The sequence below is a fragment of the Micromonospora sp. DSM 45708 genome, from assembly GCF_039566955.1.
GTDB lineage: Bacteria > Actinomycetota > Actinomycetes > Mycobacteriales > Micromonosporaceae > Micromonospora.
Genome location: NZ_CP154796.1, coordinates 504,904 through 527,635, shown reverse-complemented (window position 1 = coordinate 527,635; position 22,732 = coordinate 504,904). Strand labels below are relative to the sequence as shown.

21 protein-coding genes are annotated in these 22,732 nt (G+C 72.7%); 8 read left to right on the top strand and 13 right to left on the bottom strand.

What is annotated here, in order from left to right:
- Nucleotides 1-38: 38 nt before the first annotated feature.
- From VKK44_RS02650 to fdxA, 5 genes are all read right to left on the bottom strand, one after another.
- A complete protein-coding gene (locus tag VKK44_RS02650; RefSeq protein ID WP_343445258.1) occupies nucleotides 39-686 on the bottom strand; it encodes a nucleoside/nucleotide kinase family protein in 648 nt (215 codons plus the stop codon).
- Nucleotides 686-1,327 (bottom strand): SIMPL domain-containing protein, encoded by a 642-nt coding sequence (locus VKK44_RS02645; RefSeq protein ID WP_343445257.1) that lies wholly within the window; start codon nucleotides 1,325-1,327, stop codon nucleotides 686-688. The genes VKK44_RS02650 and VKK44_RS02645 overlap by 1 nt, the downstream gene beginning before the upstream one ends.
- 5 nt (nucleotides 1,328-1,332) lie before the next feature.
- The gene (locus VKK44_RS02640; protein WP_343445256.1) at nucleotides 1,333-2,358 is read right to left on the bottom strand and encodes a prephenate dehydrogenase; all 1,026 of its coding nucleotides are present in this window, start codon (nucleotides 2,356-2,358) and stop codon (nucleotides 1,333-1,335) included.
- A 125-nt stretch (nucleotides 2,359-2,483) separates the two neighbouring features.
- Nucleotides 2,484-3,593: a succinyldiaminopimelate transaminase gene (gene dapC / locus VKK44_RS02635; RefSeq protein WP_343447629.1), complete on the bottom strand. Its 1,110-nt coding sequence runs from the start codon at nucleotides 3,591-3,593 to the stop codon at nucleotides 2,484-2,486.
- The gene (gene fdxA, locus VKK44_RS02630) at nucleotides 3,590-3,916 is read right to left on the bottom strand and encodes a ferredoxin (protein WP_007464872.1); all 327 of its coding nucleotides are present in this window, start codon (nucleotides 3,914-3,916) and stop codon (nucleotides 3,590-3,592) included. Before fdxA ends, dapC begins: the two co-directional genes overlap by 4 nt.
- A 79-nt stretch (nucleotides 3,917-3,995) precedes the next feature.
- Between fdxA and VKK44_RS02625 the strand changes: the two genes are divergently transcribed.
- Nucleotides 3,996-4,994 (top strand): GNAT family N-acetyltransferase, encoded by a 999-nt coding sequence (locus tag VKK44_RS02625; RefSeq protein ID WP_343445255.1) that lies wholly within the window; start codon nucleotides 3,996-3,998, stop codon nucleotides 4,992-4,994.
- Nucleotides 4,995-4,996: 2 nt separating this feature from the next.
- Here VKK44_RS02625 and VKK44_RS02620 read toward each other — a convergent pair whose 3' ends face one another.
- The 3 genes from VKK44_RS02620 to mshB all read right to left on the bottom strand — a co-directional run bounded on the left by VKK44_RS02620 (nucleotide 4,997) and on the right by mshB (nucleotide 6,956).
- On the bottom strand, nucleotides 4,997-5,461 hold the full coding sequence (locus VKK44_RS02620) for a hypothetical protein (RefSeq protein WP_343445254.1): 465 nt from the start codon (nucleotides 5,459-5,461) through the stop codon (nucleotides 4,997-4,999).
- Nucleotides 5,462-5,547: 86 nt separating this feature from the next.
- Nucleotides 5,548-6,018, bottom strand: a complete 471-nt coding sequence (locus tag VKK44_RS02615; protein ID WP_458351596.1) for a hypothetical protein — start codon at nucleotides 6,016-6,018, stop codon at nucleotides 5,548-5,550.
- Nucleotides 6,019-6,035: 17 nt separating this feature from the next.
- Nucleotides 6,036-6,956, bottom strand: a complete 921-nt coding sequence (gene mshB, locus VKK44_RS02610; RefSeq protein ID WP_343445252.1) for an N-acetyl-1-D-myo-inositol-2-amino-2-deoxy-alpha-D-glucopyranoside deacetylase — start codon at nucleotides 6,954-6,956, stop codon at nucleotides 6,036-6,038.
- Between the two features lie 87 nt (nucleotides 6,957-7,043).
- On the opposite strand from mshB, the gene VKK44_RS02605 reads away from it, so the two are divergent.
- A complete protein-coding gene (locus VKK44_RS02605; protein ID WP_343445251.1) occupies nucleotides 7,044-9,191 on the top strand; it encodes a S9 family peptidase in 2,148 nt (715 codons plus the stop codon).
- Nucleotides 9,192-9,286: 95 nt separating this feature from the next.
- On the opposite strand, the gene VKK44_RS02600 is transcribed toward VKK44_RS02605, so the two are convergent.
- Genes VKK44_RS02600 through VKK44_RS02580 form a run of 5 tightly spaced genes read right to left on the bottom strand, consistent with a single transcriptional unit; the run spans nucleotide 9,287 to nucleotide 15,206 of the window.
- Nucleotides 9,287-11,032, bottom strand: coding sequence for an ABC transporter substrate-binding protein (locus VKK44_RS02600; protein WP_343445250.1), 1,746 nt, complete (start codon nucleotides 11,030-11,032; stop codon nucleotides 9,287-9,289).
- A gap of 49 nt (nucleotides 11,033-11,081) precedes the next feature.
- Nucleotides 11,082-12,068: an ABC transporter permease gene (locus VKK44_RS02595; protein WP_343445249.1), complete on the bottom strand. Its 987-nt coding sequence runs from the start codon at nucleotides 12,066-12,068 to the stop codon at nucleotides 11,082-11,084.
- A gap of 11 nt (nucleotides 12,069-12,079) precedes the next feature.
- Nucleotides 12,080-13,087 (bottom strand): ABC transporter permease, encoded by a 1,008-nt coding sequence (locus VKK44_RS02590; protein WP_343445248.1) that lies wholly within the window; start codon nucleotides 13,085-13,087, stop codon nucleotides 12,080-12,082.
- The gene (locus VKK44_RS02585; protein ID WP_343445247.1) at nucleotides 13,084-14,115 is read right to left on the bottom strand and encodes an ABC transporter ATP-binding protein; all 1,032 of its coding nucleotides are present in this window, start codon (nucleotides 14,113-14,115) and stop codon (nucleotides 13,084-13,086) included. The genes VKK44_RS02590 and VKK44_RS02585 overlap by 4 nt, the downstream gene beginning before the upstream one ends.
- Nucleotides 14,112-15,206, bottom strand: a complete 1,095-nt coding sequence (locus VKK44_RS02580) for an ABC transporter ATP-binding protein (RefSeq protein ID WP_343445246.1) — start codon at nucleotides 15,204-15,206, stop codon at nucleotides 14,112-14,114. Before VKK44_RS02580 ends, VKK44_RS02585 begins: the two co-directional genes overlap by 4 nt.
- Nucleotides 15,207-15,501: 295 nt before the next feature.
- Between VKK44_RS02580 and VKK44_RS02575 the strand changes: the two genes are divergently transcribed.
- The 6 genes from VKK44_RS02575 to VKK44_RS02550 all read left to right on the top strand — a co-directional run bounded on the left by VKK44_RS02575 (nucleotide 15,502) and on the right by VKK44_RS02550 (nucleotide 22,578).
- Nucleotides 15,502-15,687, top strand: a complete 186-nt coding sequence (locus VKK44_RS02575) for a hypothetical protein (protein ID WP_343445245.1) — start codon at nucleotides 15,502-15,504, stop codon at nucleotides 15,685-15,687.
- Nucleotides 15,688-15,720: 33 nt separating this feature from the next.
- Complete coding sequence (locus VKK44_RS02570) at nucleotides 15,721-17,154, top strand: TldD/PmbA family protein (RefSeq protein ID WP_343445244.1); 1,434 nt, start codon at nucleotides 15,721-15,723, stop codon at nucleotides 17,152-17,154.
- The gene (locus VKK44_RS02565; protein WP_343445243.1) at nucleotides 17,151-18,560 is read left to right on the top strand and encodes a TldD/PmbA family protein; all 1,410 of its coding nucleotides are present in this window, start codon (nucleotides 17,151-17,153) and stop codon (nucleotides 18,558-18,560) included. Before VKK44_RS02570 ends, VKK44_RS02565 begins: the two co-directional genes overlap by 4 nt.
- Nucleotides 18,561-18,779: 219 nt before the next feature.
- The gene (locus tag VKK44_RS02560; RefSeq protein ID WP_343445242.1) at nucleotides 18,780-19,586 is read left to right on the top strand and encodes a hypothetical protein; all 807 of its coding nucleotides are present in this window, start codon (nucleotides 18,780-18,782) and stop codon (nucleotides 19,584-19,586) included.
- Nucleotides 19,587-19,597: 11 nt separating this feature from the next.
- Complete coding sequence (locus VKK44_RS02555; RefSeq protein ID WP_343445241.1) at nucleotides 19,598-21,508, top strand: fumarate reductase/succinate dehydrogenase flavoprotein subunit; 1,911 nt, start codon at nucleotides 19,598-19,600, stop codon at nucleotides 21,506-21,508.
- Nucleotides 21,508-22,578, top strand: a complete 1,071-nt coding sequence (locus VKK44_RS02550) for a succinate dehydrogenase/fumarate reductase iron-sulfur subunit (protein WP_343445240.1) — start codon at nucleotides 21,508-21,510, stop codon at nucleotides 22,576-22,578. The genes VKK44_RS02555 and VKK44_RS02550 overlap by 1 nt, the downstream gene beginning before the upstream one ends.
- Nucleotides 22,579-22,732 lie beyond the last annotated feature (154 nt).

The window sequence follows — 22,732 nt, the reverse complement described above, 5'->3', positions numbered from 1 at the left end:
CGGCACCCGACCGGCGGAACCGCGCCGGGGCCGGGCCGTCACGCCGACGGCGGCTCGGCCAGCCGGACCACCAGGTCGGCGTGCCCGGCCGTGCCGGCGACCAGCCGGGCGTTCTCCTCGTCGCTGCCGAGCGCCCAGGCGCGGGCCTGCTCCGCGGACTTCCCGTACGCCTGGTGCCGGACGGTGAGGCGGCGCAGCCGCAGCTCCGCGTCCAGGTCGAGGAACCATGCCTGGTGCAGCAGGGAGCGCACCTCCTCCCACGGGTCGTCCCGCAGCAGCAGGTAGTTGCCCTCGGTGACCACCAGCCGCACCTCGGGCGGCACCTCGATCGCCCCGGCGACCGGCTCCTCCAGGTCGCGGCGGAACTCCGGTGCCCACACCGAGGTCGGCTCCAGCCGCCGCAACCGGCGCAGCGTGGCGACGAAGCCGTTGACGTCGAACGTGTCCGGCGCGCCCTTGCGCGCCGCCCGGCCCAACCGGGTCAACGCCGACCCGGCCAGGTGGAAGCCGTCCATCGGCACCAGCCGGGCGGCCGGGCCCACCTCGGCGACGATGCGCTCCGCCAGCGTGGACTTGCCCACGCCGGGCGCGCCGGCGATGCCGAGCAGCTGCCGCGGGCCGTCCCCGGCGAGCGCCCGCGCCCGGGCGACCAGCTCGGCCAACGGGAGCACCTGTGCCGGCGGCATCAGCCGAGCACCGGCTCGCTGATGGTGAACCGCGCCTCGACCGCCGCGTGCACCGGCTGCGGGGCCGGATCCAGCTCCAGCTCCGGCACGGACTCACCGGACCGGGCGTACGCCGCCTTGGCCAGCATCGGCGGGGCCGCGGTCAGGCCGGTGTCGGCCAGCTCCCGCAACGCGGTGACCCGGGCGCCGAGCGCCTCGGCGTACTCCCGCGCCCGGGCCAGCGCGTCCGCGATCGCGGCGTGCCGCACCTCCCGGTACGCCGGGCTGTCCGGCCGCAGCGACCACACCGGACCGGCCACCTCGACCTGCTCGTGGTCGGCCAGGCGCAGCATCAGCTCGCCGAGCGCGCTGAAGTCGGTGACGGTGACCGTGGTGCTCACGCTGCCCTGGTAGGCCACCACCCGGTCGCCCGAGCGCCTGGTCACCGGCCAGACGTTGACCTGACCGGTCTCCCGCCGCGCCACGGTCGGCCCGGCCGCGTCGAGCAGCGCCCGCACCGCGGCGGCCCGCTCGGCCAGCCGGGTCAGCGTGGTCTCCCGGTCGCGGTCGCGTACCGCCGCCGTCACCGTGAACCGGGCCAGCTCGGGAGCGACCTCCCGGTACGCCTCGCCGCGTACCGCCACGACCGGTGCGTCCGCCATGCCGCTCAGCCTAACGGCGGGGTGGCCGGCAGGTGCGCGGTGTACGCGACCGCGCCGGCCGTGACCCGGCACCCGGTCAGGTGACCGCCCGCCGCGCCCAGCTCCCGCAGGTAGGCCAGCTCGCCGGCGTGGTCCGCGTCGGCCGGGAACTCCCGGCGGTGCGTGCCGAACTCCCGGCCGCGCAGCGCGGCGCGCGCCGCCCGCCCCTCGGCCAGCCGGCCGGCCAGCGCCTCGGCGTCCCCGGCCCGCAGCGCGGCGGTCAGCTCGGTCAGGACGTCACCGACGCCGGCCAGCTCGGCGAGCACCCGGTCCCGGTTGCCGAGCAGCATGTTCGCGGTCCGCTCGGGCGGCCCCCCGGCGACCCGGGTGCCGTCGGAGAAACTGCCGGCGGCCAGCGCCAGCACCGCGTCCCGCAGCGCCGAGCGTTGCACCGTGCCGGCCAGCGCGCCGGCGAGCACGTGCGGCACGTGCGACGCGAGCGCGGCGGCGGCGTCGTGCTCCGGCGCGGACATCGGCACCACCCGGGCGTGGAAGACGTCGACGAGCAGCGCGGCCAGCCGCCGGAAGGCGGTCAGCCCGGTGGGCCCCGGGCAGAGCACCCAGGCCGCGCCGTCGAGCAGGTCCGGGCCGGCCGCGCCGAGCCCGGCCCGGTCCGCGCCGGCCATCGGGTGACCCGGCACGAACCGGTGCCCGAGACCCTGCGCGGTCGCGGCGGTGGCCACCTCCGCCTTGACGCTGCCCACGTCCGTGAGCACACACCCGTCGTCGGTGGCGGCGGCCACCCGGGCCAGCGTGGTGGGCAGCGTGGGCAGCGGGCCGCAGACGAACACCACGTCCCGGCCGGCCACCGCCTCCTCGACGGTCCCGGCGACCGCGACGCCGCGCTCGGATAGCTGCGCCCGGACGGCCGGATCGGGGTCCCAGCCGGCGACGCCGAGCCCGGCGTCGCGGATCCGGAGCAGGATCGAGCCGCCGATCAGCCCGGTGCCGACCACCGCCGCGCGTGCCAGCCCGCCGGCCTCGCCCACCATCGGTCCACCTCGGGTCCGCGTCGTCGGCGGAGCCGGGGCGGCCCCGCGGGAAGTCCCGCCGAGGATATCGCCCGGCACGCCGCCGGGGGCCACGGTGTCGGGTGGGTCCCGGAAGCGTCCGGCGGTCAGGAGTGGGCGAGCCGGCCGGCCACCGCGTCGACGTGCGCGTCGGACTCGGTCAGCGCCACCCGGACGTGCCGGGCGCCGGCCGGGCCGTAGAAGACGCCGGCGGCCACCAGGATGCCCCGCCGGGCCAGCCAGTCGACCGTGTCCCAGCAGTCCTCGCCGCGGGTCAGCCAGAGGTAGAGCCCGGCCTCGGAGTGCTCGACCGTGAAGCCGGCGCCGGTGAACGCGGCCCGCAGCTTCTCCCGCCGCGCCCGGTAGCGTTCCCGCTGGGCGTCGGCGTGCGCCTGGTCGCCGAGCGCGGCCACCATGGCGGCCTGCACCGGCGCCGGGACGATCATCCCGGCGTGCTTACGGATCTTGAGCAGCTCGGCCACCAGCGCCGGGTCACCGGCCACGAAGCCGGCCCGGTAGCCGGCCAGGTTCGAACGCTTGGAGAGCGAGTGCACCGCCAGCACACCCGCGTAGTCCCCGCCACACACCTGCGGGGACAGCACCGAGACGGGTTCGGCGTCCCAGCCCAACGGCAGGTAGCACTCGTCGCTGGCGACCACCGCACCGCGCTCCCGGGCCCACTCGACCACCTTGCGCAGGTGGGCGGCGGGCAGCACCCGCCCGGTCGGGTTGCCCGGCGAGTTGACCCAGACCAGGCGGACCCGCGGGTCCGGGCCGAGCGCGGTCAACGAGTCGCTGCGCACCGTCGTGGCACCCGCCAGCCGGGCCCCGTCCTCGTACGTCGGGTACGCCACCGGCGGCACCACGACCACGTCACCCGGGCCGAGCCCGAGCAGCGTGGGCAGCCAGGCCACCAGCTCCTTGGAGCCGATGGTCGGCAGCACGCCCAGCCCGTCGACGCCCGCGCCGCAGGCCCGGGCCACCCAGGCCGCGATCGCCTCCCGCAGGGCGGGCGTGCCCGCGGTCAGCGGGTAGCCCGGCGCGTCCGACGCGTCGGCCAGCGCCTGCCGGATCAGCGGTGGCACCGGGTCGACAGGCGTACCCATGGAGAGGTTGATGAGACCCTCCGGATGCGCCGCGGCCGTGACGGCCGCGGCGTCCAGCGTGTCCCAGGTGAACTCGGGCAGCCGTGCCGAAACCGGCGCGGGCCGGCTCAGTGGCCCTCGCCGCGCGGCGGCTGCGCGGCGACGAAGGTGGCGTCCTTCTCCACCTTGCCGATCTTGGAGGCGCCCCCGGGCGAGCCCAGGTCCTCGAAGAACTCGTAGTTCGCGCCGGTGTAGTCCTTCCACTGCTCCGGCACGTCGTCCTCGTAGAAGATCGCTTCCACCGGGCAGACCGGCTCGCAGGCCCCACAGTCGACGCACTCGTCGGGGTGGATGTAGAGCATCCGATTGCCCTCGTAGATGCAGTCGACCGGGCACTCCTCGATGCATGCCTTGTCGAGCACATCCACGCACGGCTCGGCGATGATGTAGGTCACCGGTCTTCTCCTCCGCAAGACTCGTCGCGATCATCCGCAACGGTAAGAGCCTAGTATCTCGCCGGGGAGGAGGTCGATCGTGCTCCGACAGCAGGATGTGGGACACCGGATCGTGGTCCGCCGGATCGTGGAAATTCGCGAGGGCCGGCCGCTGTTCTCCGACGCGCTCGGCGAGCTGGTCGAGCTGACTGAGACGCACATTACGCTGGTCACCGCCCATGGCCCGCTGCGCGTGCCGGTCGACGAGGTGCACCGGGCGAAGCGGGTGCCACCGGCCCGCCGGCCCACCGCCGCCGCCGTGGTCGAACTGGAAAGCGCAAGCGATGAGGCGTGGCCGGCCCCGGTGAGCGGCCGGCTCGGCGACTGGCGGCTGCGTTCCGCGGCCGGTTGGACCGGCCGGGCGAACAGCGCGCTGCCGATCGGCGACCCCGACCGGCCGCTGCCGGCGGCGCTGGACGCGGTGCAGCGCTGGTACGCCGACCTCGGCCAGCCGGCCCTGGTGAACACGCCGCTGCCGCTGGCCGCCCCGGTCGGCGCGGAGCTCGACGCGCGCGGCTGGACGGCCCGCCCACCGGTGCTGGTCCAGACCGTGCCGCTCACCACCCTGACCGCCCCGCCGCCCGTGTCGACGGACGGGACCGCGCCGGACCGGACCGCCCCGGCACCCGCCGCCGGACCGCCGCCGGTGGCGCTGGCCACCGCGCCCACCGACGACTGGCTGGCGATCGCCGCCGACCGCAAGGGCGGGCTCCCGGAGGCCGCACGGCACGTGCTCACCGCCGTGGACCGGGTCCGCTTCGCCGAGCTACGGGTCGACGGCCGGCTGCTCGCGGTGGGGCGCGGCACCGTCACCGGCGGGGGTCGGTGGTTCGGCGTGAGCCTGCTCGAAGTGCTGCCGGAGGCCCGCCGGCGCGGGTACGCCGAAGCGGTCGTCCGCGCGCTCGCCCGCTGGGCCGCGACCGAGGGGGCCACCCGGGCGTTCCTCCAGGTCGAGCAGCACAACGTGGGCGCGGTGGCGCTCTACCGCCGGCTCGGCTTCACCACCCACCACACCTACCTGACCCGGGTGGCGCCCTGACGTCAGCGGCGGACGATCCGGCGGGGCCGGGACGCCTTCAGCTCGGCGTACCGCTTGAGCTGGCGGGAGCGGAAGTCACGGCCCAACGCGGTGAGCGTCAGGTAGCCGACCAGCACCCCGGCCGCGGTGGCCGCGAGGTAGAGCCAGATCTGGGCGAAGAAGAGGCCGGCGCCCCCGCCGAACGGGTTCTCGCCGACCAGCAGCGGGCCGACGAACACGGTCAGCGCCAGCGCCGCCACCACCGCGACGGCCAGGTCACCGGCCCAGTGCCCGACCGGCCGGGCGGCGCCCCAGCGGAACGACGCGCCGGCCAGGATCAGGCCGATCGCCAGGAACATCACCAGCGAGACCCGGGCGGCGGCGGTGTCGTCGTCCGGGAAGGCGAACCTGATGACCAGCCGGGCCACCACGTTGACCGCGAACAACGCGGCCGTCAGCACCCCGACCGCACGCCACCGCTGACCCATCGCACGCCTCCCGCACGTACCGCCCGCCCCGGCGGCGAGCCTCTGGCAGGAATGTCTACCACCGCCGCCTGTGCGGCGTCAGCATCTCAGCGGTCAACCGGCGGCGTCACCACGTGCCGGAAGCCGAGCACCGCGAAGGTGACCGCGCCGGAGACGATCAACGCCAGGCCGAGCACGTTGTCGCCGGCGAGCGCCAGATCGCCCTCGGTGGTCCGGAACCCGCCCACGACGATCACCAGGAACCACGGCAGCGCGGCCAGCGCCACTGCCCACCGGCTGCCCGTCGCCAGGTGCGCGAACCAGCCCAGCAGCACCGTCGACGCCGCCACCGCGGCGATCCCGGCGACCGCCAGACCGATGCCGACGAGCGCCTGGGCGGCCCCGGACCGGCCCTGCACCACCGCCCAGGCCCAGGTGGCGAAGATCAGATCGAGCAGCGCGAACAGCGCGCCGGCCCAGACCGACACCACGCCGCCGGCCACCCGCAGTACGCGGTCCAGCGCCCGCTGGGCCGCGCTGGGCGGTGCGGGCGGCTGCTGCTCCGGAAGGACCGACACGGCTACGGCGGGCGACGTCACCGGAGACCGGCCGCGACCGGGGAACGGTCCGACCCGTCCAGGGCCAACCCGGCGAAGAGGTCGTCCTCCCAGCCGTACGGGCCGCCGCCCGGCCCTCTCTCGCCGACCGCGAGCGTGAAGTACTCCACCCCCATGAACTCGGCGCCGAAGTTGCCGGCGATCGCGTAGAGCCACGAGTCGGCCGGGATCTGCGTGGCGTGGGCGCGCATCGCCGCCTCCTTGGCGGCGTGCTGCTCGGTGGCGTCGACCCGCGCCGCGATCTGCGCGTCCGGCGTGCCGAACGGCAGCTCGTCGGCGTCGGAGATGCCGGCGAAGGGGTTGTCCGACGACTCGGTGAACGCCTCCAGGCCGGCGTCCAGCACGCTGCGCGGCATCGCCGTCCAGTAGACCTTCGCCGGGGCGGCCCCCTCGGCCGCGGCCAACTCCACCGCCCGCATCGTCACCCGGTGCGCCTGGATGTGGTCGGGATGGCCGTAGAAGCCGTTCGGGTCGTACGTGACCACGACCTGGGGGCGGACGTCGCGGATCACCTCCAGCAGGTGCCCGGCGGCGGCGTCCAGGTCGGCCCCCCAGAACGCCCGGGGGTGCTCGTTGGTGGCCATCCCCATCATCCCGGAGTCGCGGTAGCGGCCCGCGCCGCCGAGGAACCGGTGGTCGGTGACGCCGAGCGCGGCACAGGCCGCGGCCAGCTCCGCGATGCGGTAGCCGCCGAGCTGGTCGGCCTCGGCCGCGGCGAGCCCGGCCAGCGCCGGCACGTGGATCTCGCCCTCCTCGCCCAACGTGCAGGTCACCAGCGTGACGTGGGCGCCGGCGGCGGCGTAGTGCGCCATCGTCGCGCCGGTGCCGATCGACTCGTCGTCGGGATGCGCGTGGACCAGCAACAGGCGTCGGTCGGGCAGCGTCGTCACGCCCGTCACTCTAACCGGCGGTCCTGCCCGTCCGGCGGTGATGCGTCCGCCCAGGTCGGCCACATCACGCCCGGTGCCCGCCTACGATCTGCAGGCGTGGACTTTCCCGAGCTGGCCGCCCGTACCCGTCGGTTCAGCCTGGGGGCGCCGCGCGCCGTGACCGTCGCCGGTGACGGCTCCCGGGTGCTCTTCCTGCGTTCCGCCGGCCCGGAGGACCCGGCCGACGCGCTCTGGCTGCTCGACGTCGACACCGGCGAGGAACGCCTGGTCGCCGACCCGGCGGTGCTGCTCGGCTCGGACGCGGAGCCGGCCCGTCCGGCGCCCGGCGAGCGGGCGCTGCGCGAGCGGCTGCGGCTCAGCTCCGGCGGCATCGGCGGCTACGCGCTGGACGCCCCCGGCCGGGTGGCCGCGTTCGCGCTGGCCGGGCGGCTGTTCCGGGCCGACCTCCGGCACGGCGACGTGGTCGAGGTGGCCACCGTCGGGCCGGTGATCGACCCGCGTCCGGACCCGACCGGCGAGCGGCTGGCCTACGTCACCGACGCCGCCGAAGGCGTCCGCCGGGGCCAGCTCCGGGTGGTCGAGCCGGACGGTACGGACAACCTGCTCGCCGGCGAGGACAGCGGCGTGACCTGGGGGCTGGCCGAGCACATCGCGGCCGAGGAGTTCCACCGGTACCGGGGCTACTGGTGGGCCCCGGACGGGCGCGCGGTGCTGGCCGCCCGGGTCGACGAGTCCCGCCTGCCACGCTGGTACCTGCACGACCCGGCCGAGCCGGCGACGCCGCCGACGTCCCTGGCGTACCCGGTGGCGGGTGGCCCGAACGCGGAGGTCAGCCTGCACCTGCTCGACCTCGACGGTGGCTGGGTCGACGTGCACTGGGACCGGGAGACCTACCCCTACCTCAGCTCGGTGGAGTGGGCGGACGGCGGGCCGCTGATCACGGTGCTGCGCCGCTCCCAGCAGCACGGCCTGGTGCTTGCGGTCGACCCGCGTACCGGGGAGACGCAGGTGCACGCCGAGCTGGCCGACCCGCGCTGGGTGGAACCGATTCCCGGCACCCCGGCGCACCTGCCCGACGGCCGGGTGCTGGTCGGCGGCGAGCTGGCCCACGACGGGTACGACGCCCGCTGCCTGTTCGCCGACGGCACGCTGCTCACCCCGCCCTCGCTGTACGTGCGGCGGGTCGTCGGGCGGCTGCCGGCCGGCCCCGACACGGCCGCCGACCTGCTGGTCGAGGCGAGCGAGGGCGAACCGAGCCAGCGCCACCTCTACCGGGTGCGGACCACCATCGGCGGTGGGATGGACGCCCGCCGGATGGGCAGCGACCCGGGCTGGCACACCGCCGCCATCGGCGGGTCCACGCTGGCGGTGGGTGTCGCCTCGCTGGAGTACGCGGGGGTCCGCTGGCGGGTGTGGCACGGCGACCGTGAGGTGGGCGAGCTGCGCTCGCTGGCCGCCACCTGCCCGTACGCGCCGCGCCCGACGCTGGTGCGGGTGACCGACCGGCGGCTGCCCAGCGCGGTGCTCTACCCGGCCGAGCACGTCAAGGGCACCCGACTGCCGGTGCTGGTGGACGTCTACGGCGGCCCGGGCCACCAGGAGGTGATCGCGGCGCGCAGCGCCTGGCTGGAGCGGCAGTGGTGGGCCGAGCAGGGCTTCGCGGTGGTGACCGTGGACAACCGGGGCACGCCCGGCATCGCGCCCTCGTTCGAGAAGGCGATCCACCGCCGGGTGGCGGACGTGATCCTGACCGACCAGGTGGACGCGCTGACCGCGCTCGCCGGGAAGCACCCCGACCTGGACCTGGACCGGGTGGCGGTGCGCGGCTGGTCGTTCGGCGGTTGGCTCGCCGGCCTGGCGGTGCTGCGCCACCCGGAGCTGTTCAAGTGCGCGATCGTGGGCGCGCCGGTCACCGACTGGGCGCTGTACGACACCGCGTACAGCGAGCGCTACCTGGGCCTGCCGGAGGACGGCATGGACATCTACGCGCATCACTCGCTGGTGGAGCTGGCCGCCGAACCGCTCGGCGCCCCGGCCGACGCCCGACCCATGCTGCTGGTGCACGGCCTGGTCGACGACAACGTGCTGGCGGCGCACACGCTGCGGCTCTCCGCCGCGCTGCTGGCCACCGGCCGGCCGCACGCGGTGCTGCCGCTCACCGGCGCGAGTCACCTGGCGGCGGGCGGCGTCGCCGAGCGCCTGCTCCGCCTGGAGCTGGACTTCCTCCGCCGCTACTTGATGTAAGGACGGGCCCCCTGTCTACGCCTCGGGTAGAGAAGGGGCCCCCTCTCACACGCAGGTGTCGAGAGGGGGCCCCTCCTTACCGGAGGGCCGGCGGGCTACTGCTTGACGTACGCGTTGACGAAGTTCGGGTAGCCGAAGACGGAGGAGATGAAGACGCCGCCGGCCTTGGAGCCGTGCACGTTGTACGCCACGTCGACGTAGAGCGGCACCACCGGCGCGAACTCCTTCATGATCCGCTCGTCGAGCTTGCCCCACTCCGGGCCCTGCTCGCCCGGGGGCATGGCCAGGATCCGGTCCATCTCGGCGTTGATCGCGTCGTCGTTGAAGTACGACGAGTTGCTGTTGCCCTCGGCCTTGATGGTGCGCCCGTCGTAGAGGACCGGCAGGATCGACGCGCCGCTGGGCCAGTCCGCGGCCCAGTTGCCGATGTAGAGGTCCCAGGGGTTGTTCTTCTTCTTGACCTCGTCCAGCTTCGCGTCGTCCGGGATGTTCCGGACGGTGATCTTGAAGCCGGCGCGCTCCAGGTTGCCCTTGAGCTGGATCGCCTGCTGCTGCTCGTTGGTGTTGTCCGCGACGCCGAGGACCAACTCGGGCGTCTGGCCGCCGAGCAGCTCCTTCGCCTTCTCCATGTTGCCGTTGGCACCCGCCGGGTACGCGTCGTACGCCTTGTAGCCGATGGTCGACGGCGGCATCAGGGTGGTGATCGGCTGGGCGACGGTCTGGCCGCCGAGCGCCTTGACCAGGCCCTCCCGGTCGATCGCGTAGTTGAGCGCCTGGCGGATCTTCAGGTCCTTGACCCGCTGGGTGTTGATCACGAGCTGGTTGGCGCTCGGGGTCGGCGACAGCAGGGTGCGGGACTTCAGCGCCGGGTCACCGGCCACCTTCGCGACCAGCGAGAACGGCACCGAGTTGAAGGCCAGCGCGCTCTGGTCGGCGCCGTTGTCGGCGATCACCCGGTTGTTGGCGGCGTCCGCGGTCGGGCCGAAGGTCCAGACGAACTGGTCCGGGTACTGGTGCCGCACCGGGTCGGTCTTCGCGTCCCAGTTCGGGTTGCGGTCCAGCGTGAGCTGCACGCCGACCTGGTTCTTGGCGACCTTGTAGGGGCCGGACGAGAACGGCTTCTGGTCCAGGTTGACGCCGGTGTCCTTCTCCGGCTTCAGCGGCGCGGTGGTGGGCAGCGAGACCGCGAACGGCAGGTCGCAGCGGGGCTTGGCGAACTCGAAGCGCAGCGTCTTGTCGTCCGGCGTGGTCAGGCCCGGCGGCAGCGACGTCTTGTTCTTCTTGAAGTCCCACTTGGTGTCGAACTGCGGGGTGTCGGCCAGCCACTCCTGGAGGTAGGTCGGGCCGCCGGTGAGGTCCGGGTCGAAGGACCGGGCGATGCCGTACGCGATCTCCTTGGCGGTGATCGGGCTGCCGTCCTCGAACTTCACCCCGTCCTTGATGGTGAATTCCCAGACCTTGCAGTCGTTGTTGACGTTCTTGCCCGGGGTCTCGGCCAGGTCGCCGACCAGCACCAGGCCGCCCTTGCCGTCGTCCTTCCAGGTGGTCAGGTAGCGGGCGAAGAGCGGGTTGGTCATCAGGCCGGCGAACGAGTACGTCCGCTGCGGGTCCAGGTGGGAGATGGGGGTCTCCCGGATGATGGTGAAGGTGCCACCCTTGGTCGCGCCGTCCACCTCCGCCGCCGGCCCCTGGGAGTCCTTGGGGTCGGTCGCGATGACGCCGGTCTGCTGCCGGTTGCCGTCCACCTTGGTGCCCTCGCCGGTGTTCTCCGAGCAGGCGCCCAGTCCCACCACCAGTGCGATGGCGCCGCCGACGGCGACCGCTGCGCGTGGTCGTCGCATCTTCTACCTCCAGGAAATAGTTTCGATGGGTTTCGTCAGCCCCGGGCGCTCAGCCGAGCCGCACCCGGGGATCGATCACCGCGTAGAGCAGGTCCACCACCACGTTGGCCAGCACCACGAAGACCGCCGCGATCAGCACGGTCGCCATGATGGTCGGCAGGTCACCGGCGCGGACCGCGTCCACCGCCGTCCGGCCCATCCCGTTGAGCCCGAACGTCGTCTCGGTGATCACGGTGCCGCCCAGCGCGCCGCCGACGTCCAGGCCGGCGATGGTCACCACCGGCGTGATCGCGGCGCGTAGCGCGTGCCGCCCGTAGACCGTCCGTTTGGCCAGGCCCTTGGCCCGGGCCGTGCGGACGAAGTCCTCGGACAGCGTCTCCAGCATCTGTGCCCGGGACAGCCGGGCGTAGATGGCGGAGAAGAGGAAGGCCAGCGCCACCCAGGCCAGCACCAACCCACTGCTCCACTTCAGCGGATCGTCGAACAACGAGGTGTAGCTCGGCACCGGCAGCAGCCGCAGGTTGTAGACGAACACGATGAGCAGCACCGCGCCGACGAAGTAGAGCTGCAACGAGGCGCCGGTCAGCGAGAAGCCGATCGCCGCCCGGTCCAGCCAGCTACCCCGGCGCAGCGCCGAGAGCATGCCCAGGCCGACGCCGAGCAGCAGCCACAGGATCGCCGCCGGGATGACGATGCTCAGCGTCACCGGAAGGACCCGGGCGATGGTGTCCGAGACCGCCTCGTTGGAGACGTACGACCAGCCGAGGCAGGGCGCGTCGCACCGGCCACCCTGGGCGCTGCCCAGGTCCCGCCCGGTGACGATGCCCTTCATGTAGCCGGCGTACTGGCTGATCAACGGGTCGCGCAGGCCCAACTCCTGGCGGACCCGCTCCAGCCGCTCCGGGTTGCAGTTCTTCGGGCACATGCCGGTGACCGGGTCACGTGGCAGGGCGAAGAACATCAGGAAGCTGAGCACGCTGACCGCGAAGAGCGTGAGCGCGGCCGAGAACAGCCGGCGGATGAGGAAACGCGTCATGGGTCGGCCTCCTACCGGGACGACTTCGGGTCGAGCGCGTCGCGCAGCGCGTCGCCGAAGAGGTTGAAGGCGAACACGAGCGCGAAGATCGTGATGCCGGGGAAGAAGACGTATGCCGGGTCGGTCTGGAGGTAGTCGAGGCTGCGGTAGATCATCCGCCCGAAGCTCGGCGTCTCGTCCGTCAGCCCGACGCCGATGAACGACAGCGCCGCCTCGCTGGTGATGTACTGCGGGACCGCCAGCGAGAAGGCGACCAGGATCGGCGCCCAGACGTTCGGCAGCAACTGGCGGAACAGCATGTGCCCCAGCCCGGCGCCGCTGGCGCGCGCCGCCTCCACGAACTCACGCTCGCGCAGTGCGATGATCTGGCCCCGGACCAGCCGGGCCGTGCTGGTCCAGCCGAACAACGCGAAGATCGCGATGAGCACCCCGATCTGGAAGTACGCCGGCACGGCCTCCCGCTGGCCGTAGAAGCGCAACGCGACGGTCGGCATCAACGCCAGCGCGATGATCAGGAACGGCATGGCCAGCGTCAGGTCCGTGATCCAGTTGATCACCGTGTCCAGCCAGCCACCGAGGTAACCGGCGAGCGTGCCCAACATGACACCGATGACGGCGGTCAGCACGGCGGCGACGAACGCGATGAACAACGACGTCCGCAGCCCGTGCACCATCCGGATGAAGATGTCCCGACCCAGGCCGGGCTCCAGCCCGAACCAGTGCTCGCCGGTGACCCCGCCGGCGTAGCCCAGCGGCATGCCGTAGCCGTCGAGCCGGCTCTGGAACTGCTCTTTCGGGCCCACGCCGTACAGCGCCTCGATCAGTGGCACGGCCAGCGCGACCAGCACGAAGAAGACGAGCAGACCGCCGCTGAGCAGGGCGGTCCGGTCGCGGCGCAGCCGCGCCAGGGCCAACTGGCCCGGCGAGCGGCCGACGAACTCCTCGTCCCGCCGCGCACCGCCGTCGGCGGGCGTCTCGATCTCGGCGAGGGCCACGCCCTCGACCGGGGACAGACTCATTCCGTCACCTCCTGCGCGTCTGCGGCGTCGGCGACGCCGACCGCCACCGGACCCGCCTCCGGGTAGTGGCAGGCGGTGAGTTGGGTGCCGCCGTCGCGGGTGGTCAGTGCGGGTTGCTCGGTGGCGCAGCGGTCGGTGGCTTTCCAGCAGCGGGTGCGGAAGCGGCAGCCCGAGGGTGGGTCGAGGGGGGTGGGGACGTCGCCGGTGAGGCGGATGCGGCCGGCGGGGCCGAGGGTGGTGACGTCGGGGATGGCGGAGAGCAGCGCCCGGGTGTAGGGGTGCTGCGGCCGGGTGTAGATGGCGTCCCGGTCACCGATCTCGACGATGGTGCCGAGGTACATGACGGCGACGCGGTGGGAGAAGTGACGGATCACCGCCAGGTCGTGGGCGATGAACACGAACGCCAGGTCCAGGTCGCGTTGCAGGCCGCGCAGCAGGTTGATGACCTGTGCCTGGATGGAGACGTCGAGGGCGGAGACGGGTTCGTCGGCGACGATCAGTTTCGGTTTGAGCGCCAGGGCACGGGCGATGCCGACGCGTTGGCGTTGGCCGCCGGAGAACTCGTGCGGGTAGCGGTTGTAGTGCTCGGGGTTCAGTCCGACCAGCTCCAGCAACTCCTGCACGCGTTTCTTCACGCCGCCGGGTGGGGTGATCCCGTTGACCTGCAACGGCATCGCCACGATCCGCCCGACGGTGTGCCGGGGGTTCAACGACGCGTACGGGTCCTGGAAGATGATCTGGAGGTCCTGCCGCAGGCCGCGCAGGTCACGGCGGCCGGCGTGGGTGATGTCCCGACCGGCGAACGTGATCGACCCGGCGGTGGGCTCCAGCAGCCGCACCAGCATCCGCCCGGTCGTGGTCTTCCCACACCCCGACTCCCCGACCAGGCCGAGCGTCTCCCCCGCACGCACGTCGAAGTCCAACCCGTCGACCGCCCGCACCACCGCCTTCCCCCGCAGCCCCTGCCGTACCGGGAAGTGCTTGCTCAACCCGCGCACCCGAAGCAACGGCTCGGTCTCGACACTCATCGGGCCACCCCCACCTGCGCGACGTCCTGCTGGTAGATGCGGGTCCGCTCGTCGGCCGGCAGGTGGCAGGCCACCCGATGCCCCGCCTGACCGGCGTCACGCAACTCGGGCACCTCCGCGCGGGACCGGTCGTCGGCGTAGCGGCAGCGCGGATGAAACGCGCACCCCGACGGAAGATGGATCAGGCTCGGCGGGTTACCCGGGATCGGCACCAGGTCCGCGTCCGCGTCACCGCGCAACGACGGCACACTCGACAACAGACCCCACGTGTACGGATGCTGCGGCGACCGCAACACCCGCGCCACACCACCCTGCTCGACCGCCCGCCCCCCATACATGACGAGAACGTCATCAGCCACCTGCGACACCACACCCAGATCGTGGGTGATCAACACGATCGCCGACCGGAACTCCTCCTGAAGATCCGCCAACAGATCCAGGATCTGCGCCTGCACCGTCACGTCCAACGCCGTCGTCGGCTCGTCGGCGATCAGCAGATCCGGATCGTTGACCAACGCCATCGCGATCATCGCCCGCTGCCGCATCCCACCGGAAAACTCGTGCGGGTACTGCTCGAACCGCCGACCCGGCTGCGGAATCCCCACCCGACCCAACATGTCCACCGCCCGCGCCCGCGCCTCCCGACGGCCGGCCCCCGGATGATGCACCCGATACGCCTCCGCGATCTGCCTACCGATCGTGAAGTAGGGATGCAACGCCGACAACGGATCCTGAAAGATCATCGCCATGTCCCGGCCCCGCAGCCGCCGCACCTGCTCCTCCGCAAGGCCGACAAGCTGACGCCCACCCACCCAGATCTCCCCCGAGATGGTGGCCCGCCGCGCATCGTGCAGCCCCAGGACCGCCAACGACGTGACGCTCTTACCCGAACCGGACTCCCCCACGATCCCCAACGTCCGACCCCGCTCAACGGCGAACGACACCCCATCCACGGCCCTGACCACACCGTCCTCGGTGTCGAACCGCACCCGCAGGTCCCTGACCTGGAGATAGGGCGCTTCGCCGGAGCGCTGTTCCGGCACCTCGGGGCGGTCCGGCTTCCCGGACGGCACCGTTTCCGACCTGCCCATGACCGCCTCCCCCTCGATGGTGAAGAGAACCTACAGGAAACCTCTGGAGGCGAAAATAAGCTACATCGAGCGGTCTGTCAGCGGCCAGAGCGTAACGACTGGGTTTCCGACCTGAACAGCCCTCACCTGGGACATTCACCGACGCGACTGGGCGTCATCGTGCCGGATACCCATTCCCGACCTGGTCGTCACCGAGCCGATCGACTCCGACGAACCGATGATCGAGGCGCGGGACGTGCGGCTCGTGTGCGAGGTCATCTGACCGGGCAACGCGGCGACCGACAAGGTGCTCAAGATGCACTACTACGCCGCTGCCGACATCGAGTGGTACCTGCTGGTCGGGCAGGAGAGCGGCACGCTGCACCTCTACCGGCGGCAGGGGCGGCACCACCGGGAGGTGTCCGTGACCAGGCCCCGGGAACTCCTGGCGTTGACCGAGCCCGTCCGGGCGACGATCCGGCCGGAGGATCTCGTCCCCTGACGGATGTCGGTGCGCTCGCCTAGGGTCGGGCGCATGGGATTCGATGCGGCGACCGCCGCCGTGCAGGCCGCCCTCGACGCGGGAGCCCGCTACGCGGACGCCCGGGTGATGCACCGCCGCTACGAGTCGATGTCGGCGCGCAACGGCGACATCGAGGAGCTGGCCCAGCACGAGAGCATCGGCCTGGGGGTGCGCGCGCTGGTCGGCTCCGGCTGGGGCTTCCACGCCGTACCCGAGTTGTCCGACGCCGCGGCCCGCGACGCCGGCCGGCGCGCCGCGGCGATCGCCGCCGCGAGCGCGCGGGTCCCCGGCCCACCGATCGACCTGGTGCCGGTCGGGGCGGCGGTGGCGAGCTGGGCCTCGGAGTGCGCGGTCGACCCGCTCGGGGTGCCGCTGTCGGACAAGGGCGACCTGCTGGTCGGCGCCACCGCGACGATGCGGGAGCACGGCGCCGACCTGGCCGAGGGGCTCTACCAGGTCTGGGACACCACGAAGTGGTTCGTCTCCAGCGAGGGCCACCGGATCGACCAGCACATCCGGGAGTGCGGCGGCGGCATCTCCGCCACCTCGATCGGTGACGGCGAGACGCAGCGACGGTCCTACCCGAGCTACCGCGGGCAGTACGGCACCACCGGCTGGGAGCTGGTCACCGCGCTCGACCTGGCCGCGCACGCCGCCCGGATCGCCGAGGAGTCCCGCGAGCTGCTCAGCGCGCCGGAGTGCCCGGCCGGCGAGACCGACCTGATCCTCGGCGGCGAGCAGCTCGCGTTGCAGATCCACGAGTCGGTCGGGCACGCGATCGAGCTGGACCGCATCCTCGGCTGGGAGGCGGCGTTCGCCGGCACGTCCTGGCTCGACCTGACCCGCCTCGGCTCGCTGCGCTACGGCTCCGAGCTGATGAACGTGACCATCGACCCGACCATCCCGGGCGCGCTGGGCAGCTTCGGCTTCGACGACGAGGGCTCACCGGCGGTCCGGCGGGACGCGGTCCGCGAGGGGCGGTGGGTCGGGGTGCTCGCCGGCCGGGACTCGGCCGCCGTCGCCGGCCTGGACTACGGCGGCAGCGTACGCGCCGACGGCTGGGCCCGGCTGCCGATGGTGCGGATGACGAACGTGGGCCTGGAACCGGGCCCGCACACACTCGACGAGATCATCGCGGCCACCGACGACGGGGTGCTGATGGACGTCAACCGCTCCTGGTCGATCGACGACAAGCGGCTCAACTTCCAGTTCGGCTGCGAGGTCGGCTGGGAGGTGCGCAACGGCCGACGGGGGCGGATGCTGCGCAACCCCACCTACACCGGCATCGGGCCGGTCTTCTGGCGTTCGATGGACATGCTCTCCTCCGAGACCGTCGCGTGGGGCACACCCAACTGCGGCAAGGGGCAGCCGGGCCAGGTCGGGCACACCGGCCATCCGGCCGCACCGGCCCGGTTCCGCGGCGTCCGGGTGGGGGTGCGGGCATGAGCGACGAGCGGGACCTCGCGGCCCGGGTGGTGGAGTTGGTCCGGCGCGCGGCCGGGCCGGGCGCCGAGGCCGAGGTGCTGGTGACCCGGTCCGATCTGGCGCTGACCCGGTTCGCCAACTCGTTCATCCACCAGAACGTGGCCGAGACGGGCACCGCGGTGCGGCTGCGGCTGCACGTCGACGGCCGGACCGCCGCGGGCGGCGGCAACCGGGTCGACGCCGACGGGCTGGCCGCGCTGGTCGACCGCACCCGGGCGGCGGCCCGGCTCGCCCCGCCCGACCCGGCCTGGCCGGGCCTCACCGCGCCGACGCCGGTGCCGGCCGGTCCGGCCGTCGACGAGGCCACCGCGTTCGCGTCGCCCGACGAGCGGGCCGCCCGGGTCCGCGCGTTCGTGGACGCGGTCGAGGGGTTGGAGGCGGCCGGCTACTGCCGCACGGCGTACCGGTCCGGCGCGTTCGCCAACTCGGCCGGGCACTCGGTGGTGGGCCGGGCCGCCGAGGCGGCGCTGGACGGCATCGCCCGTGCCGGCGGCGCGGACGGGGTGGCCCGCCACTGCGCGGACCGCCTGGCCGACCTGGACGGCGCCGCGCTCGGCGCCCGCGCCGCGGCCAAGGCGCGGGCCGCGGCCGACCCGGTGGAGCTGCCGCCGGGGCACTACGAGGTGGTGCTCGAACCGGCCGCCGTGGCCGACCTGCTCCAGAACCTCGCCTGGTTCGGCTTCAACGGCAAGCGGCACGCCGAACGCCAGTCCTTCGCCGAGCCGGGCGCGGCCCAGTTCGACCCGGCGGTGACGCTTGTCGACGATCCGCTGCACGCCTCGACGCTGCCGTTCGACCTGGAGGGCACGCCCCGGCGGGCGCTCACTCTGGTGCGGGCCGGCACCACCGGGGCGGTGGCGCACGACCGGCGCAGCGGCGCCGCGGCGGGCACCGGGTCCACCGGGCACGGCATGGCCGGCGGGTCGACGTTCGGCCCGATCCCCAGCAACATCCGCCTGCTGCCGGCGGGCGCCGACCCGGGCGCGACCGTCGACGGTCCGGCCGGGACGGTGGGCGCGGGGGTGACCGGGGCGGTGGGCGACCCGGACACGGCGGTCCTGGTGGCCGGCGTGCGACGCGGGCTGCTGGTCAGCGACTTCTGGTACACGCGGGTGCTGGACCCGAAGCAACTGGTCGTCACCGGCCTGACGCGTAACGGCGTCTGGCTCGTCGAGGACGGCGTACCGGTGCGGGCGGTGCGCGACTTCCGGTTCACCGAGTCCTACCCGCGTGCGTTGGGGCCGGGCCGGGTGCTCGGCCTGGGCCGGCGGCCGGACCGGCAGCCGGACCGGTCCGACGGCTCCTGGTGGGAGGCGCCGGCGGCACGGCTGTCCTCGTGGAACTTCACCGGCGGGGCGTCCGGCTGACCGGTCGGCCCACGCCGGTGACCGGTGGGCGCGCCGCTCGCCACGCCACGCATATTGATCATGACTCGGGTCTTTCCAACCAGCGGGACACACGGGACACTGCGTTGCGCGGCCGGGCCGTGAAGATCGGCGTAACGTGTGTCACTTAGCCGCGCCGGTTCACCGGCGTGGTCTCACGCGTGCGCAGGACGTGACAGTGACGTCAGGGAGATGACTCGAATGACATCAACGGCGACGAGGCCGCGGGGAGCGCGGGCACGAGCCGCCATCGCGGCGAAGACGTTGCGGACCGACCGCTGGTGGCTCGCCCCACTGATCACCGTGGTCGGGCTCAGTGCCTGGGTCATCTACGCGACCGTCCGGGTCTTCATGCACAAGTGGTACTGGGTGGACCAATACCACTACCTGACCCCGTTCTACTCCCCCTGCGTGACCGAGCGGTGCGTCGAGGGCTCCTCGCACTTCGGCAGCTTCCTGCCCGGCTGGTGGATCATCCCGGACGCGGCGCTGACCCTGCCGTTCCTGCTGCTGTTCCGGCTCACCTGCTACTACTACCGCAAGGCGTACTACCGGTCGTTCTGGCTGTCGCCGCCGGCCTGCGCCGTGCCGGACGGGCACCAGACGTACAGCGGGGAGACGCGGTTCCCGCTGCTCGGGCAAAACCTGCACCGCTACTTCTTCTACGCCGCCGCGATCATCTCGCTGATCAACACCTGGGACGCCGTCCTCGCCTTCCACTCCCCCGAGGGCTTCGGCTTCGGCCTGGGCAACGTCGTCCTGCTGGTCAACGTGGTGATGCTCTGGGCGTACACGATCTCCTGCCACTCCTGCCGGCACATCATCGGCGGCCGGCTCAAGCACTTCTCCAAGCATCCGGTGCGCTACAAGGCGTGGACCGGAGTGTCCTGGCTGAACGTCCGGCACATGCAGCTCGCCTGGATCACGCTGGGCACCCTGGCGTTCACCGACTTCTACGTGATGGCGATCGCCGCCGGCTGGTTCAACGACCTGCGGTTCATCAACTGAGGGCCCCTGACATGACTGAAACGCGAATCGAACGACACCACTACGACGTCGTCGTGATCGGGGCCGGCGGCGCCGGCCTGCGCGCGGCGATCGAGGCCCGGCTGGCCGGCAAGAAGACCGCGATCATCTCGAAGTCGCTGTTCGGCAAGGCGCACACGGTGATGGCCGAGGGCGGCGCCGCGGCGGCCATGGGCAACGTGAACTCGCGGGACAACTGGCAGGTGCACTTCCGGGACACCATGCGCGGCGGCAAGTTCCTCAACAACTTCCGGATGGCCGAGCTGCACGCCAAGGAGTCACCGCAGCGGATCTGGGAGCTGGAGACGTACGGTGCGCTCTTCGACCGCACCAAGGACGGCAAGATCTCGCAGCGCAACTTCGGCGGCCACGAGTACCCGCGCCTGGCGCACGTCGGCGACCGGACCGGCCTGGAGCTGATCCGCACGCTCCAGCAGAAGATCGTCTCCCTCCAGCAGGAGGACAAGCGCGAGCTCGGCAGCTACGACGCGCGGATCCGGGTGTTCTCCGAGACCACGATCACGGAGCTGCTGCTGGACGGCGACCGGGTGGCCGGGGCGTTCGGCTACTACCGGGAGTCCGGCGAGTTCATCCTCTTCGAGGCGCCGGCCGTGGTGCTGGCCACCGGCGGCGTCGGCCGGTCCTACAAGGTCACCTCGAACTCCTGGGAGTACACCGGGGACGGCCACGCGCTGGCGCTGCGCGCCGGGGCCACGCTGATCAACATGGAGTTCCTCCAGTTCCACCCGACCGGCATGGTCTGGCCGCCCTCGGTGAAGGGCATCCTGGTCACCGAGTCGGTGCGCGGCGACGGCGGCGTGCTGAAGAACTCCGACGGCAAGCGGTTCATGTTCGACTACGTCCCGGACGTGTTCCGCAAGCAGTACGCGGACAACGAGGCCGAGGCGGACCGCTGGTACACCGACCCGGACAACAACCGGCGTCCGCCGGAGCTGCTGCCCCGCGACGAGGTCGCCCGCGCGATCAACAGCGAGGTCAAGGCCGGTCGGGGTACGCCGGCCGGCGGCGTCTACCTGGACATCGCCTCCCGCCGGTCGGCGGAGGAGATCCGTCGCCGACTGCCGTCGATGTACCACCAGTTCAAGGAACTGGCCGACGTCGACATCACGAAGGAGCCGATGGAGGTCGGTCCGACCTGCCACTACGTGATGGGTGGCGTGGAGGTGGACCCGGATTCCGGCGCGGCGGCCGGCACGGTGCGTGGGCTCTTCGCCGCCGGTGAGGTCTCCGGCGGCATGCACGGCTCCAACCGGCTCGGCGGCAACTCCCTGTCCGACCTGCTGGTCTTCGGCAAGCGGGCGGGCGGGCACGCCGCGACGTACGCCGACCAGCTCACCGCCCGCCCGGCGGTGTCGGTGGCGGCGGTGGAGGCCGCGGTGGAGACGGCGCTGGCGCCGTTGCAGCGCGACACCGGGGAGAGCCCCTACCAGCTCCAGCAGGACCTCCAGGTGGTGATGGGCGACCTGGTCGGCATCATCCGGCGCGAGGGCGAACTGGCCGACGCGCTCGGTCGGCTGGCCGAGCTGCGGGAGCGGGTGGCGAAGGTGAGCGCGGTCGGCGGCCGGCGCTACAACCCGGGCTGGCATCTGGCGCTCGACCTGCGCAACATGCTGGTGGTCTCGGAGTGCACCGCGAAGGCGGCGCTGGAGCGGCAGGAGTCGCGCGGCGGGCACACCCGGGAGGACTACCCGGCGATGGACCCGAAGTGGCGGCGGGTCAACCTGGTCTGCTCGCTCGACGGCGACGCGGTCCGGCTGACCCACAAGCCGCTGCCGAGGATGCGGCCGGAGCTGATCGGGCTGTTCGACCGGGCCGAGCTGTCGAAATATCTCACCGACGAGGAGCTCGCCGAGTTCGACGCCCGCACCGAGGAGGAGCGCTGATGGGAAGCAAGCGACAGTTCCGCATCTGGCGGGGTGACGAGACCGGCGGCGACCTCCAGGACTACGCGGTCGAGGTGAACGAGGGCGAGGTCGTCCTCGACGTCATCCACCGGCTCCAGGCCACCGAGGCGCCGGATCTGGCGTGCCGGTGGAACTGCAAGGCCGGCAAGTGCGGCTCCTGCTCGATGGAGATCAACGGCAAGCCGCGGCTGGGCTGCATGACGCGGATGTCGACGTTCGAGGAGGCGGAGACCGTCACGGTCACGCCGCTGCGGACCTTCCCGGTGATCCGGGACCTGGTCACCGACGTCTCCTTCAACTACGAGAAGGCCCGGGAAACCCCGGCGTTCGCGCCGCCGGCCGACGTGGCACCCGGCGACTACCGGATGCAGCAGGTCGACGTCGAGCGCTCGCAGGAGTTCCGCAAGTGCATCGAGTGCTTCCTGTGCCAGAACGTCTGCCACGTGATCCGCGACCACGACGAGAACAAGCCGGCGTTCTCCGGTCCCCGGTTCTTCATCCGGGCCTCCGAGCTGGACATGCACCCGCTCGACACGCGTACCGACCGCAAGGAGTACGCGCAGTCCGAGATGGGGCTCGGTTTCTGCAACATCACGAAGTGCTGCACCGAGGTCTGCCCCGAGCACATCAAGATCACCGACAACGGGATCATCCCCATGAAGGAACGGGTCGTGGACCGCAGGTACGATCCCCTTGTGTGGCTCGGTAACAAGATCTTCCGGAGGGGTCAGGTGCCTCAGACCAGCGCGACCAGCGGGCATTCCAGCGGTGCGGTGACCACCGGCGCGGCCCACCCCGGGGTGCACTCGCACGCCGGCGGCTCGCACGACAGCGGCGCCGAGCGCCAGGCCCAGCAGGGCGTCAACTGGCAGCGTGAGGTGCCGCACCCGACGGCCCCGGCGGTCGACGCCAACGGCAAGCTGCCGCTGACCGAGCTGACCTTCGACCGGGCCGCCGCGCCGTCGCCGTTCGGTGACGACGTGGAGTTCCCGCTGCCGCCGGAGCACCTCAACTTCGCCCACCCGCAGCAGGACGAGCCGAAGCACTGACCAGCGGCGCGACGATGACGGGGGCCAGCGGCACACGCCGCCGGCCCCCGTCCCGTTTCCGACCGGCTGTCCGGTTCGGCGGGCGGGCGCGGCGCGGTTCCGAACACGGTGGGCCCATCGCGCGTGATCCCGAACGCGGCGGGCGCGCGCGGCG

Excerpts from the sequence above, each read along its gene's own strand:
- VKK44_RS02650 (WP_343445258.1), bottom strand. The coding sequence starts at position 686 with ATGCCGCCGGCACAGGTGCTCCCGTTGGCCGAGCTGGTCGCCCGGGCG.
- VKK44_RS02645 (WP_343445257.1), bottom strand. The coding sequence starts at position 1,327 with ATGGCGGACGCACCGGTCGTGGCGGTACGCGGCGAGGCGTACCGGGAG.
- VKK44_RS02640 (WP_343445256.1), bottom strand. The coding sequence starts at position 2,358 with ATGGTGGGCGAGGCCGGCGGGCTGGCACGCGCGGCGGTGGTCGGCACC.
- VKK44_RS02620 (WP_343445254.1), bottom strand. The coding sequence starts at position 5,461 with ATGGGTCAGCGGTGGCGTGCGGTCGGGGTGCTGACGGCCGCGTTGTTC.
- VKK44_RS02600 (WP_343445250.1), bottom strand. The coding sequence starts at position 11,032 with ATGCGACGACCACGCGCAGCGGTCGCCGTCGGCGGCGCCATCGCACTG.
- VKK44_RS02595 (WP_343445249.1), bottom strand. The coding sequence starts at position 12,068 with ATGACGCGTTTCCTCATCCGCCGGCTGTTCTCGGCCGCGCTCACGCTC.
- VKK44_RS02590 (WP_343445248.1), bottom strand. The coding sequence starts at position 13,087 with ATGAGTCTGTCCCCGGTCGAGGGCGTGGCCCTCGCCGAGATCGAGACG.
- VKK44_RS02585 (WP_343445247.1), bottom strand. The coding sequence starts at position 14,115 with ATGAGTGTCGAGACCGAGCCGTTGCTTCGGGTGCGCGGGTTGAGCAAG.
- VKK44_RS02580 (WP_343445246.1), bottom strand. The coding sequence starts at position 15,206 with ATGGGCAGGTCGGAAACGGTGCCGTCCGGGAAGCCGGACCGCCCCGAG.
- VKK44_RS02575 (WP_343445245.1), top strand. The coding sequence starts at position 15,502 with ATGCACTACTACGCCGCTGCCGACATCGAGTGGTACCTGCTGGTCGGG.
- VKK44_RS02570 (WP_343445244.1), top strand. The coding sequence starts at position 15,721 with ATGGGATTCGATGCGGCGACCGCCGCCGTGCAGGCCGCCCTCGACGCG.
- VKK44_RS02565 (WP_343445243.1), top strand. The coding sequence starts at position 17,151 with ATGAGCGACGAGCGGGACCTCGCGGCCCGGGTGGTGGAGTTGGTCCGG.
- VKK44_RS02560 (WP_343445242.1), top strand. The coding sequence starts at position 18,780 with ATGACATCAACGGCGACGAGGCCGCGGGGAGCGCGGGCACGAGCCGCC.
- VKK44_RS02555 (WP_343445241.1), top strand. The coding sequence starts at position 19,598 with ATGACTGAAACGCGAATCGAACGACACCACTACGACGTCGTCGTGATC.
- VKK44_RS02550 (WP_343445240.1), top strand. The coding sequence starts at position 21,508 with ATGGGAAGCAAGCGACAGTTCCGCATCTGGCGGGGTGACGAGACCGGC.